Source organism: Frankia sp. AvcI1, from assembly GCF_001420875.1.
GTDB classification, from domain to species: domain Bacteria; phylum Actinomycetota; class Actinomycetes; order Frankiales; family Frankiaceae; genus Frankia; species Frankia alni.
This window is the reverse complement of sequence record NZ_LJFZ01000049.1, coordinates 1-13,468: the sequence shown is the minus strand read 5'-3', so window position 1 is coordinate 13,468 and position 13,468 is coordinate 1. Positions and strand designations below refer to the sequence as shown.

The 13,468-nt window shown below is 73.2% G+C and carries 8 protein-coding genes and 4 pseudogenes; all 12 read left to right on the top strand.

The genetic code is table 11. The features are described from left to right. Nucleotides 1-1,855: 1,855 nt before the first annotated feature. A partial coding sequence (locus UK94_RS71030; protein WP_235490726.1) for a helix-turn-helix domain-containing protein occupies nucleotides 1,856-2,329 on the top strand: 474 nt, incomplete at its 5' end. A 1,202-nt stretch (nucleotides 2,330-3,531) separates the two neighbouring features. Beyond that, the gene (locus UK94_RS30290; protein ID WP_055752528.1) at nucleotides 3,532-4,050 is read left to right on the top strand and encodes a hypothetical protein; all 519 of its coding nucleotides are present in this window, start codon (nucleotides 3,532-3,534) and stop codon (nucleotides 4,048-4,050) included. A gap of 534 nt (nucleotides 4,051-4,584) precedes the next feature. Continuing rightward, nucleotides 4,585-5,121 (top strand): hypothetical protein, encoded by a 537-nt coding sequence (locus UK94_RS33260; protein ID WP_235490724.1) that lies wholly within the window; start codon nucleotides 4,585-4,587, stop codon nucleotides 5,119-5,121. Nucleotides 5,122-7,746: 2,625 nt separating this feature from the next. Next, nucleotides 7,747-8,596, top strand: a pseudogene (locus UK94_RS71025) (ATPase, T2SS/T4P/T4SS family); the annotation flags it as partial. Between the two features lies 1 nt (nucleotide 8,597). Beyond that, nucleotides 8,598-8,973, top strand: a pseudogene (locus UK94_RS71020) (ATPase, T2SS/T4P/T4SS family); the annotation flags it as partial. 770 nt (nucleotides 8,974-9,743) lie between these two features. After that, nucleotides 9,744-10,088 (top strand): annotated as a pseudogene (locus UK94_RS71015) (pilus assembly protein TadB); the annotation flags it as partial. Next, entirely contained in the window at nucleotides 10,085-10,990 is a 906-nt protein-coding gene (locus tag UK94_RS30255) for a type II secretion system F family protein (RefSeq protein WP_055752557.1), read from the top strand. The pseudogene UK94_RS71015 and the gene UK94_RS30255, both read left to right, overlap by 4 nt. Nucleotides 10,991-11,435: 445 nt before the next feature. Next, nucleotides 11,436-11,771, top strand: a complete 336-nt coding sequence (locus UK94_RS30245) for a hypothetical protein (RefSeq protein WP_055752523.1) — start codon at nucleotides 11,436-11,438, stop codon at nucleotides 11,769-11,771. Further along, on the top strand, nucleotides 11,768-12,223 hold the full coding sequence (locus tag UK94_RS30240) for a TadE/TadG family type IV pilus assembly protein (protein ID WP_055752522.1): 456 nt from the start codon (nucleotides 11,768-11,770) through the stop codon (nucleotides 12,221-12,223). The genes UK94_RS30245 and UK94_RS30240 overlap by 4 nt, the downstream gene beginning before the upstream one ends. Next, nucleotides 12,220-12,331: pseudogene (locus tag UK94_RS76670) on the top strand (hypothetical protein); the annotation flags it as partial. The gene UK94_RS30240 and the pseudogene UK94_RS76670, both read left to right, overlap by 4 nt. Nucleotide 12,332: 1 nt before the next feature. Next, on the top strand, nucleotides 12,333-12,651 hold a 319-nt coding region (locus tag UK94_RS75530; RefSeq protein WP_268761733.1), incomplete at its 5' end, for a hypothetical protein. Between the two features lie 356 nt (nucleotides 12,652-13,007). Continuing rightward, nucleotides 13,008-13,468: LysM peptidoglycan-binding domain-containing protein (locus tag UK94_RS71005; protein ID WP_268761732.1), on the top strand; the 461-nt coding region annotated here is incomplete at its 3' end.

The following is a 13,468-nucleotide window of genomic DNA, read 5'->3' as shown; positions in this document are numbered from 1 at the left end:
AGCTGCTGGCCGGCCGTTACGAGACGGCATGCCATCAGCTTCTCGACGACCGGGGCACGGTGACGATCAGAACGCCCACGGTGTACCTGTCGGCGCGGCGCGCACGCGCAGGCCGGCGATGATCAGGACACGGCGGGACGTCCTGCGCGGGCCGGGCGCGGTGGCACGGGTCTACGGCGTGGTCCGGCGTTTCCTCGTCCGCCTCGGTGCGGGTAAGGACGTGGACGCCTACGTGCGGGTTGACTTCAACTTCCCCGAAATCGACGGCGCCAGGTGGGTGCCCCCGGAAGCTTTTCCGGGTGGTGTTCCGCCTGAGGGAACCCGTGTGAAGGTCGGGGATGGTGAAGGCAGTCACGCGTACGCCGTGGTCCTCGGACCCCAAGTACATCTCCGGGTCGACATGGCGACCTTCACGTCGGAGGGATCAGATGAAACAACCCCGGGTTGATCCACATAACCATTCGAGAAAATCCGATGGGACCGAGGATCCAGCGGAGCTGGTGAAGCTGGCAGACGAGGAAAATCTGATCCTGGGTCTGACGGATCACGATACGTTCGAGGGTATTCCCGACGCGGCTGCGGCGCTGCGACCGGGGCAGATCCTGATCCCGGGAGTGGAGATCTCCACGTCCGTCGAGGTGGACGGCGTGAGGGGCACGCAGCACCTGCTCGGCTATTTCTNCGACCCGGAAAACCGGGCGCTGGCCGACGCGCTCGGTCNCACCCGGGACAGNCGCGACACCCGGGCGCAGAAGATGGTCGGGAAGCTGGCGGCGGGCGGCCACACCATCTCCTGGGATGAGGTGGTCGCGGAGGCGGCCGGTGTGGTCGGTAAACCGCACATCGCGACGGTGCTGGTCAGGAACGGGGTGGTGACGAGCCGCGCGGAGGCGTACTCCGCCGACTGGCTCGGCGATGGCAGCCCGTATCACGTGCCCAAGGAGCAACCCGACCTCGCAACGGCCCTGTCCCTCGTGCGCGGGGCGGGGGGCGTTGCGGTCCTCGCGCATCCGCGGAGGACCGAGCGGCGTCCACCGCTCTCGGCGGCGGACATCGCGGCGTTGGCCGACGCCGGGCTGGCGGGCATCGAGGNTTTCCACCCCAACCACACGGATGCCGACCGGGCGGAGCTCCTCGCGATCGCGAAACGCCTCGGTCTGATCGTCACGGGGTCCAGCGACTCCCACGGCGACAACAAGCCGCAGCGTCTCGGGGCCGAAACGACGGCGTTCGCGGAGTTCCAGCGGCTACTCGACGTCGCCGCCGCTCCCGGCACGCCGCTGATCATCGGCTGATCGGCGTGCCACGGGGGGCAGGACGGCGGCGGGACGATCTGCCGGAACGAGTACGCAGGGAGATCGAGGCACGGTCGCGGTCGAGCTGGGTGTATGGGCTTCCTCTTCGTCAGCCTGACTTTCATCGTGATCATGCCGCATGTCCTGTGACGGCCCGCCGGCGGGCCGGGCCGGTGCGGCGCCCAGCGGGTGTTCCGCCTGCTGCCCCTGCGGGCGGAACACCACCGGCCAACCACATCCGGTGAAGAGGACTCGACGATGAGGAGGAGATCGGGATGGTGGGGATGACCGTCGTGCCCGCGTGGGACGGCCGCTTCCTCGGCCTGCTCCCGCCCGCCGCCCGCGCGGCTATGGTCACCCTCGGCGACGAGCACCGGGCCGAACCCGGCACGGTGATCCTGTGGCAGGACCAGCCCGTGGACTGCCTGGCCCTGCTCCTCTCCGGGTGGACAAAGAGCGCGGCGATCAGCCCTTCCGGGCGGCTGGCGATCCAGAACCTGCACCATCCCGGGGACCTCATCGTTCAGCCGGCAGGGGCACCCAGGGCCGCGACGGTGACNGCCGGCGACCCCACGACGCTGCGCCTAATCGCCCATGACGACCTTGCCGCGGTCCTGGCCACCTACCCGCAGACCGCCGCGGCGTTCCGCCACGCCGCCTGCGCACGGCGGCAGGCCGCGCTGCGCGCCCGGCGGACGGACAGCGCCGTGCCGGTGGCGATCCGGACGGCGCGACTGCTGGTCAATCTGCATGCCGCGTTCGGGGCCGGCCAGGACCCGGCCGCCCCGGTGGAGATCCCACTCGGGCACCGGGAGATCGCCGCGATGCTGGCCGCATCCCTGTCCACCGTGCAGCCCCTGCTGACCGACCTGCGCACCAGCGGCCACCTGACGATCCTCGCCCGTGGCCGCATGGCCGTCACCGATCTCGCGGCACTCCACAGCCTGGCCGGACCCGCCGAACCGCCGGCCCCGGCCGAGCGGTGCGCCTCGGGGACCGACCCGTCCTGCCTGGCCTGCGGAGAAGGCCGATGATCCCCTGCTCGCGGCCGGGCCGCCGAGGGCCTCACGTGGAGCATCGTGNGGCCCAGCTCGCCCTCGCCCTCGCCGCGGCCACAGCGGCAACGCCGGTTACTCTCACCCGCGCGCAGGAGCAGGCGTTTCGGGCCCAGACCCGCAGGGTGGGCCTGATCGGCGCCTGGTATGCCGCCACGGACGCCCAGTTGCACCGTGCGGATCGGTGGGCGGNGGCCGGCACAGGCGGCGCTGCGCGGTGCTGGCTGCCGCACCCCTCGCCTCGGGCTCGCCCTGGTCAGGAGACGCGATGATCCCCTCACCTGGCGCGAGGTCCGCTGCGAGGGTGCAGGGGCTGGACCGTGTACCGGTCGGGCGGCTACGCGCAGCTCTGGCGTGGGCGCACCAGCGGGTCGGCACGGGCACGTTCCCCNCCACCCTGCTCGCGGATCGTTGCCAGGTGACAGTCGAGGAAGCGGGCAGCCTGCTCGATGTCCTCGCCTTGCTCGGCCTGGTCGACCGCTACCGCACGCCCAGCGACGCCTGGGTGTACGCCTGCGGGCCGCTGCTCGCCGCAGCGCCGACCGCGGACACCGTGCTACGCCCGCAGGAGACGATTCTGCCGCGGGAGATGTGGGCAGCGATGGCCGACGCGCACGCCCGCACCGGCATGGCGTCGACGGAGACGATCGCCGAGTTCCTCGACGCCCCGGCCGGCCGGGTTGATCGGATCGATGTGGCGGTGCGGCTCGCGACGCTGGGGGTACGCGGCCTGCTCGCTGCCGGCCCGGACAGAGGTGCGGCGCACCGCCAGTGGCAGATGACCGCTCACGGGACCAGCTGGGGCCGCGAGCTGCTGTCACGAGGGTTGACCGACAGCGAGGTGTGGACGGTGCTCGGCGCCGACTCTCCCGACGTCGACATCGACCTGATCACCGCGGCCCGCCGCCTGGGTGTCGGGCTGGCCCGCCTGGAAGGCTGGGTGGATCGGCAGACCNGCACCGGTCGCTTCGCCCGGGTCGGCTCGGAGCTGCGGCTCACCGACTCCGGGCGGGAGGCGATCAGCGCCGTCGGGTGGAAAGGCCCCGAACGGTGAGACGGCGCCGCGGCCGAAGGACTGGCCCCTTCCACTGCCTGGGGACGGAGCCGGGGCGCGGCACGCGGGGTGGTGCCCGCGTGCCGCGCCCACACCCCGCACAGGCGGCGGACGTCCGGCACGGCCCGTGAGCCGTCTCCTGGTGCAGGGGATCGAGCACGTGGCCGTCGGAACCCTGCGGACGACGGTGGTCTGGGCACAGGCCCGCACCGCACGCGCGGGCGTGTTCCCCGCCAACCTGATCGCCGATCATGTTCCTGTGCCGGCGGACGAGGTGGGCCGCTGGCTGAACATCCTCGCCACCGTCCGGCTGCTCTCCCGCTACCAGACGGTCAACCGCACCTTGATGTACGCCTGCCAGCCCCCACTGGCCGCACCCGCCCCGGACGGGGTGCGCCCGCTCGACACCGTCTCACCGCGGGAGTGGTGGGCGGCGGTACAGGCGGCACAGCTCCCGCGCGGCACGGCCCACGGAACGGAGATCGCCGCCCTGCTCGACGCCGAGGCCGGCATGGTCGACCGGGTGGACGTCCTGCTGAAACTCGCCGCGCTGGCCGCCGCCGGCCTGCTTCAGCTCCATCCCGCCGCTGACGGGTGGCACTGGCAAATGATCGCCACCGTGAGGCTAACGGGACAGGCACAGTGACCCAGGTGGACCGCGGGGCGGGGACGTTCCTGCGGACGAGTCCGTCGTCTTCGCCCCGAGTGGTTCATCGAGGCCCGCCGGTCGAACCCAAGCGCCGTCACGGCGGCTGACCGGCCTGGCGCGCTCACCACCGGTCAGGTGGGCCGGCCAGAGGGTCTGGAGCGCAGCCAGGCCGCGATGCCCGTATCAGCATTGTGTCCCGCCCACCGTGACAGCTCGACGGGAACGATGCACGCCCCGCACCCCCTGATCGGGCTATCCCAGCGAGTGATCTGCATAGCCCGGACAGGGGGCTACTTCTAGCCCTATTGAGTCATTTCTCGCTGGGATGCCGGTCGGACTGCGAAGTTAGAACGCCGGGATTCGCTGTGGCGGGGGTAGTCCTAGATAGAGGGGTTTCTCCCTTCCGGGGCGGGTTGGCCGTCCATTGGGATGGCCGGCGAGGTGGGCACTGTGGAGGTCCGGGCTCGTACAGCGGGACAGCGCCGCCGGGCTCGGCTGCGGTTCGCTGGTATCAGCGTCGTGGCCGCTGCCGTGACCTTCCTCGCTGGCTGCGGTGCGGATGGTGGTTCGACGCCCGCTCCGGCTCCCAGTGGCGGAGCCGTCTCCTCGCCCCCGCATACGGGCGGATCGCCGAGCCCGAAGCCGACATCGCCGGCGGACATCGCGCGGCAGGACGCGGTCGCCGCGTACGTGGGGATGTGGAAGGCCGACGCGCAGGCCAGTCACACCTCGGACTGGCAGGCGACGTATCTGTCGCGCTATGCCTCGGGCGATGCTTTGCAGGTACTGACCGGTGATCTGTACGCCGACCATCTCAATGGGCTGGTTGCGAAGGGTGAGCCGGTGAACCACCCGCGGGTGACATCGGTGAACCCGCCCGGCGCGCCGACCTCGGTGAGGATCGAGGATTGCGCGGACAGTCGGAACTGGTTGCAATACAGGACCGACGGCTCGCTTCTGGATGACACTCCCGGGGGAATGCGCCGGATTCTGGCCGAGGCTCGACTGCACACCGACGGGCTGTGGCGCGTCACCCAGTTCGGAGTCGGAGACCTGGCATCATGCTGATGCGTAGGACTCTTTTTGTTGCTGCCGTGACGGCGACGCTGGCCGGCGTATTCACCGTGCCCGCTTTCGCTGGCGACAAGTTCGGCGGAACCGACTGTTCTCAGAATCCGCACCCGGGCTGCCAGCTTTTCGCGGGCGACCTCGGAACGGCCCCCGCCCCCGCCCCAGTGCCGGGTGGCGGTCCTACATTCGTAGGTGGAGGGGGCGATCGGGGCGGCGGTTCGACGCGACCGCCCCCTCCAGGTGACAGGTCGCTAGACAAACCAAAAACGGCGGACTGCTCGTACACCCGTAGTGATTATCAGCCGCCGGCCGCCGCGCCGCGGCCGGTGTTCTACCGGCCGCCGGAGGGCGGGGGCCTGGTGGTGCGGGCGGCGGTGTTCGAGTCGTCGGAGCTGTCGGTGCGGNCGGTGGCTGCGCAGGCGGGGCAGGGGCCGGGCGCCTGGTATGTGTTCCAGTGCACGACCCCTGGTGTGCGGGACGCTCTGTACCGGCCCCCCGTGTGGATTCCGGACGCGGCACCGGGCGTGGAGGCGCCCGCGCCGGACCCGGCAGCACTGGCGGAGCAGGCACGGAACGAGTTGCGGTTGGCCGGTCCGCGGATCGACATGAATCCGGTCGGGGATCAGCTGGTGCGATTGCCGACGTGGCTGTGGCTGGACCCGGCCGGATGGGGCCCGATGTCGGCGACGGCCGCGGCGGGCGGGGTGAGCGTAACCGCGGTCGCCAAGCCGGTGCAGGTGACCTGGTCCCTCGGGGACGGCGCAACGGTGACCTGCCTCGGTCCGGGCACGCCGTTCCCGCCGGGGGCCGATCCGGCGAGCGCCAGTCCGGACTGTGGCTACACCTACCGGAACCGGTCGCTGGACGCGCCCGGCGGGACGTTTGCGGTGACGGCGACGGTGCGCTGGGACGTGTCGTGGGCGGGCGCGGGCCAGACGGGGGTGTTCCCGGGGCTGACGACGGTGTCGACGGCGGCGGCCCGGGTGATCGATGTGCCGGCACTGACGACGGGCGGTGGCTGATGACGACCGTGACCGACGCGACCAGGGCGAGCCGGGCCGCTCGTTGTCCCGGCGGAGCGCAGGTCGGGGGTGCGGGGTGGTGACCGCACCGTCCTCGACGCCGCGCACCGCCGGCGGGGACCGCGCCGGCCGGCGCGCGGGTGCGGCACCGTCCACCCGGCTGACCGGCGGTACCCGGCGGCGCCGCAGGGTTCCCTACCTGCTGCTCGGGGTGGTGCTGGTAGTGGGGTGCGCCGCCGCCGGGCTGCTGGCCGGCGCCCGGGTGGGCTCGCGGACGCCGGTGCTGGTGCTGGCCCGTCCGGTGACGGTGGGCCAGGTCCTGGCGGCGGCGGACGTGCGGGAGGTGNGGATCGCCGCCGACGGCGTGGACACGGTCCCTGCCGGCGAGCGCGACCGTGTGCTCGGCCGGCCCGTCGCCTACAGTCTGCCGGCCGGTACCGTGCTGACCCGGGCTGCGGTGGGTGCCGCGCAGGTCCCCCCGCCCGGTTCCGCGATCGCGGCGGTGGCACTGAAGNCCGGCCAATACCCGTCGGGTCTGTCGGCGGGGTCGCGGGTGACGGTGGTCGTCGCGCCCGCTACCAGCGCGGTCTCGACCGCGTCCTCGGGGGCTGCCGCCAGTGCGTGGGAGGCGACAGTCGTCTCCGTGGCGGCCCATGACACCNATCAGACGACGGTGGTGTCGCTTCAGCTCGCTGAGGAGGACGCCCGCGCGTTGGCGGCGGCCCCGGCCGGGCAGATCGGCGTCGTCACCGTCAATGNCCAGGGCCGGTGAACCCCACATGATCATTGCGCTGGGGTCGTTGAAAGGCAGCCCCGGGACGACGACGTTGGCGCTCGCGCTAGCGGATCGCTGGCCGGCGGACGGCGGGGAGCCGCTGGTGGTGGAGGCCGACCCGGCGGGTGGTGACCTGGGCGCGCGGTTCGGGCTGGCCGCGGGGCGGGGTCTGGTGTCGCTGGCCGCCGCCGGCCGCCGCGGCGGGCAGCCGCGCCCGCTGGACGAGCATGTCCAACAGCTGCCCGGGGGCCTTCAGGTGCTGCCGGCGCCGGCCGGGGCCGAGCATGCCCGCCAGGTGCTCGGCGAGCTCGGCGGCGGGGGCTGGTCGCTGCTGTGGGCCGCGGCGCAGGCTGACGGCCGGCCGATGATCGTGGACTGCGGCCGGCTGGACCCGCTGACCCCGGCGGCGCCGGCGTTGCGCGCCGCGGACGTGCTGCTGCTGGTCGTACGACCGCGCGACGACGAGCTGGCGCACCTCGCGGCCCGGATTCATGTGGTGCAGGGCTGGCAGGTGCCTGCCTGGTATGTGGTGGTCGTCGCCGAGCCGGGCCGGACGCCGGACTACCGGGTCCGCGACATCACCCGGGTGCTGGGTCCCAGGGTGCTGGGGCCGCTGCCGTATGACACAGCCGCCGCCGGGGTGCTCGCCGGCCGTCGACAGAGCCGGTCCGGCATCGGCCGGACACGGCTCGGCCGGACCGTGACACAGATGGCCGGCGCTCTTGCCGCCAGTGTGCCGGCCGAACCCGCGCCACCCGGGCTACCCGTGGCGCCGCCCGGTGGCGACGGACGGGTCGCGTTGCCCCCGACGCGGACGGGGGCGCGATGACCCTGCCGTCCTGGAACGACCCCGGCCGGACGACGGCCGGCAACGGCGCGGGCTGGCCCGGCCTGCTGGCACCACGGGGCGGGCCGGTCACGCCGACGGATCTGCCGGGACGTACGTCGGGGTCGGCCGCCGAGGCGCTGCGCGCACGGCTGCGGGAGGGGTTGCGCGCCGCGCTGGCCGCCCGGCTGCGGGCGGACGAGGACGCCGGCGCAGCGCCGCTGGCCGCGGACGCGCGGGAGGCGTTCGCCCTGGCCGTCCTCGTGGATCTCACGGAGGCACATACCACCGCGGAGCTGGGGCGCGGGGCCGCGGTCCTGCGGCCGGAGGACGAGCAGCGGCTCATCCACGAGGTGCTCGCCGAGGTCCTCGGGCTCGGCGGTCTCGAACCGCTGCTGACCGACCCGTCGATCGAGAACATCAACGTCAACGGTGATCGGGTGTTCATTCGCCGGGCGGACGGCAGCCGCCTCCGGCTACCGCCGATCACCGGATCCGACGCCGAGCTGGTCAGTCTGATCCGGGACCTGGCCGCGCACGCCGGGGTGGAAGAGCGGCGCTGGGACCGCGGCGCCCCGATGGTGAATTTCCACCTGCCGGACAAGAGCCGGGTGTTCGCGGTGATGGCGGTCACCCAGCGGCCTTCCGTGAGTATCCGGAGGCACCGGTTTCGCCACGTCACCCTGAGTGCTCTGCGCGCCAACGGCACCATCGACTACGGGCTGGAGGGCCTGCTCGCGGCGCTGGTGAAGGCGCGGAAGAACATCGTGGTGGCCGGTGGTACCGCGATTGGGAAGACCACGATGCTGCTCGCGCTGGCCGACCAGATCCCACCGTCCGAACGACTGGNCACGGTCGAGGATGTGTACGAACTCGGCTTGGACGAGAACGAGCAGGCGCACCCGGATGTGGTGGCGATGCAGGTCCGCGAAGCCAACACCGAGGGCGAGGGGGCGATCTCCGCGTCCGACCTGGTCCGGGCCGCGCTGCGGATGTCCCCGGACCGGGTGATCGTCGGCGAGGTTCGGGGGCCCGAGGTCATCCCGATGCTCAACGCCATGAGCCAGGGCAACGACGGCTCGATGACGACGCTGCACTCCTCGACCTCCCGTGGCGTGTTCACCCGGCTCGCCAGCTACGCGGTGCAGGGGCCCGAGCGGCTGCCGTTGGAGGCCACGAACCTGCTGATCGCGAGCGCGATTCACGTGGTGGTGCATCTCGTCGAGNCGCGAGGTGAGCGGGGCCGGCGGGTGGTGTCCAGCGTGCGGGAGGNGGNGGACGCCGACGGCGCGCAGGTCGTGACGAACGAGCTGTACCGACCGGGACCCGACCGGCGTGCCCTGCCGGCTGCCCCGCCGACCGGCGAGTTGCTCGACGGCCTGGTCGACGTCGGGTTCGATCCGGATCTGCTTTCCCGGGGGTGGTGGTCATGACCGGCCTGTTCGGGCTGCTCGGCCTGGGCGTCGGCGCCGGGCTGCTGCTCATCGTCTACGGCTGGCACGGGGTATCCGCCGAGGAGGAGCCGCGTCCTGCCCGCCGGTGGCGTTCTCTGCCGTGGCGGGACGACCCGCACGTCGGCCGGTGGGCTACCGCCGCGGTTGTCGCGGGCATCGTGGTGGGCGCACTGACCGGCTGGGTTGTCGGTGGGCTGCTGATCGCGATGGCGGTGTTCGGCCTTCCCCGGATGCTGGGCCCCGACCGCGACCAGGCCCGCCAGGTAGCCCGCACGCAGGGCATCGCGGTGTGGGCCGAACAGCTCCGCGACACCCTCGCCGCCGCGGCCGGCCTCGAACAGGCCATCGCGGCGACCGCGCCCGCCGCCCCGCCGGCGATCCGCGGCGAGGTCACGGTGCTGGCCACCCGGATCGGGCACCGCGAACGGCTCGCGCCCGCCCTGCGCGGGCTGGCCGACGACCTTGACGATCCGCTGGCCGACCTGGTGATCGCAGCACTGATCCTGGCCAGCCAGCACCAGGCCCGGCAGCTGTCCGGGCTNCTCGGCCAGCTCGCCGCGACCGCCCGCGCGCAGGTCGACATGCTGGGGCGGATCGAGGTCGGCCGGGCGAGGATGCGCACCACGATGCGCGTCGTCGTCGTGACCAGCATCGTCTTCGCCGGCGGCCTGGTGGTCTTCAACCGGGCCTTCCTGTCCCCGTACAACACCGCCGCGGGTCAGATGGTCCTGCTCGCCGTGGGGGCGATCTTCACCGGTGGATTCGGGTGGCTACGGCGCATGGCGAAGATCGAGACTCCTGGTCGTTTCCTTGACGGCGACGACCCCACGGCGCCGGCGATGACCGCCGTCACCGCGCCGGCGGGGGCGGGGTGGGGCAGCCGATGACCGTGCTGATGATGCTGCTGGCCGCCGGTATCGGCGTCGGCCTGTGGGCGCTGGCGGTCTGGGCGTTCCCACCCCGCCCGTCCCTGGAAGAGGCCCTGGCCCGGCTCGACCCCGCGCCCTCGACCCCTGTGGCGGCGGCGACGGTGCCGGCCGAGCAGGACGGCTGGGCGGTACGGGCCGGCCGGCCGTTCATCGGTCTGCTGCGCGCCGCCGGGCTGCCGACCGACGCGCTGCGCCAGGACCTGGCCGTGCTCGGGCGGTCCGCCGACGCTCACCTGGCGGAGAAGGCCACGGCGGGTCTGGCCGGGTTGCTGTTCCCGTCGGTGGTGGGGGTGGCCTTCGCCGCCGGGGGCCGGCCGTTTCCCTGGGCGGTGCCCGCCGCCATGGCGATCCTGCTCGGCGCCGTGGGGTTCCTGCTGCCCGACCTGACCGTGCGGGCGGAAGCCGAACGCAGCCGGGTGGCGTTCCGCCACGCCCTGTCGGCCTATCTCTCGCTGATCCAGGTGCTGCTCGCCGGCGGCGCCGGGGTGGAAAGCGCGCTGACCGACGCCGCGGGCATCGGGCACGGCTGGCCGTTCCTGGCGTTACGCCGCGCGTTGCGGACTGCCCGGGAAACCCGCGTCAGCCCGTGGGAGGCACTCGGCCGGCTCGGTGGCGAGCTTCAGATCTCCGAGTTGACCGAACTCGCCGACGCGGTCGCCCTCGCCGGCACCGAAGGCGCCCGCGTCCGCCAGTCCCTGGACGCCAAGGCCGCCACGCTGCGAGTCCGCCAGGCCCAGAACGCCGAAGCCGACGCCGAAGCCGCCACCGAACGCATGAGCATCCCCGGCGTCCTGATCGCGATCGGATTCATCCTTTTTGTCTTCTATCCCGCCCTGACCCAGATCACCCGCTCGTTGTAGACGCTGTATCTCCTCGGGGAGGCCCTGATGTTCNCCTTCATCCGTTCCTGCTGGACGCGCTACACCAGCTGGGCCAGTCAGCCGCCCCACGAGCCGGAGCAGGACCGGGGCAGCAACACCACGGAAAGCGTCATCTGGATCGCCGCGCTGGCCGCCCTCGCCCTGGCCGTCATCGGAATTTTTGGCCCAGAAATCCTGGATGCTGCGCGAAGCGTCGCCTTCAAATAGCAGGCGACTCGTGGCAGCCCATCCCCGACCGGTCAAGGATCGACGCCGGCGTGCCCGCGGCCGTCCTGTGCCCGCCCGCCGGCCGGGTGCGGGCAGCCGCGGTCCCCGGCGGCAGCGACCACACCCGAGCCGTCCCGGCACCCGGCGACGGTGCGCCGGCCGCACGCCCGCCGCCTCTGGCCGCCGGGCGGAAGACGACGGCGCGCTGACCGTCGAGATGATTTTCGTGTTGCCGTTGCTGTTCACGGTGGTGATGCTGCTCGCGCAGGTCACGGTCTGGGCGCACGCCAGCCACGTCGCGCAGGCCACCGCCACTCGGGCGCTCGCCGCGGCCCGCGCCGACGGGGGCAGCACCGCCGCCGGCCAGACTCAGGCGCAGGCGACGCTCGACCAGCTCGGCCGCGCCACCCTCACCGACCCGCAGGTCACGGTCACCCGGAACGCCGTGCGTGCCGCCGTCCACGTCCACGGCACCGCTGCGAGCGTCGTTCCGGGACTACGCCTCGGGGTGAACGCCGACGCGGCCGGGCCAGTGGAGAGGCGGACACCGTGACCCCTGCCCCCGCGCCGCCCCGGCCCGTCGATCCCGGCCGGGACAGTGGCTCGGCCACCACCGAACTGGTGCTGATCATGCCGGTGTTGCTACTCATGCTGCTGTTCCTCGTCCTGTGCTACCGAGTGTCAGACGCGAAGCTGCGGATCGCCGACGTCGCCCACCAGGCCGCCCGTGCCGCCTCGATCGCCCGCAGCCCCGCCCAGGCCGGCGCCGATGCGCGTGCCACCGCGCAGGCCGCGCTGGCCGACGCGGGGGTCACCTGTCAGGACCTGACGGTCGAGACCGATCCCGCCGGTCTGACGCCCGGAACGCTGGTGCGGGTCCAGGTGGCGTGCACCGTCGAGCTACACGATGTCGCCCTGCTGGCGACTCCGGGCACGGCGACGCTGCACGCCAGCGCCACCAGTCCTGTGGACCAGCACGTCGACCAGCGCGCAGAGGCACCGTGACCCGCCGACCGTGGCGTGATGGCCGGGACGAGGGGACGGTCACCGTGTTCGTGGTGGTGCTGTTCGCCGCGTTCGTCATGTTCGGTGGGCTGATCCTCGACGCCGGCGNCGCGCTGGCGGACAAGACCAGCGCGATGGGCGTCGCGCAGGAAGCCGCCCGCGCCGGCGCCCAACACCTCGACCTGACCGCCTTCCGCCAGCGCGGAACCGTCCGTCTCCTGCCCGACCAGGCGGTCTCCGCCGCCCGCGCCTACCTCACCCAGGCCGGCGCCACCGGCACCGCGACCGTCGCGGACAACACGATCACCGTCACGGTCACCGTGGCCCACCACAACCAGCTGCTCGGCATCGTCGGACTCGACACGCTCACCGTCACCGCGACCGGCAGCGCCCACCCTGCCCCACCAGCCGCGGGGGCGGCCCCATGAGCCGCCCCGCCCGGCCTGTCCGTCGCAGGTTCGCCGCCGGCGGGCTGGCGCTGGTCCGCGTAGCCCGCGCCGCCGTCGCCCTCGCCGCGCTGATCGCCCTGATCGGCGGATTGCCGTGGGGGCTGTGGCATTTCATCGGCTGGCCGCTGCCCCACCAGGTGCCGTCCTGGGCGGAGATCTCAGCACGGCTGACCGGGCCGATGGACGACACCCTGCTGTTGGACATTCTCGCCGTGCTGCTGTGGCCGCTGTGGGCCTCGTTCACCGTCTCCGTCGTCCTGGCGGTACCGGACGTCGTCCGCGAGNCACGCTGGCCTGGCCAGAGCCCGCCGCTGCCCGTCGGTGGGATGCGGGGGTTGACCACCTTCCTCCTCGGCGCGGTACTGCTCACCGTCCTCCAGTCCCGCGGCCCTCTCACCCCAGCCGGCGGTCCCGCCGCCGCGCCGGCCGCCGCCACCGCACCCGCCGCCCCTCGGCTCGTCCCGGTCGCCGCCACCAGCGCGACCGACCCGACGCTGCCGGCCGCCGCGCCGGGGACCGTGGTGGTGCAGCTTCCCCACAACGGCGTGTACGACAGCCTGTGGCGGATCGCCGAGCGATGCCTGGGCGACGGTGCCCGCTGGCCGCAGATCTGGGCCCTCAACCACGGCGTCGTCCAAACGGACGGACGGGCACTGACCCAGCCCGGCCTGATCCGCCCCGGCTGGGTTCTCCGCCTGCCCACCCAGCCCGCCCCCGCCCCCCCCCCCCCCCCCCCCCCCCCCCCCCCCCCCCCCCCCCCCCCCCCCCCCCCCCCCCCCCCCCCCCCCCCCCCCCC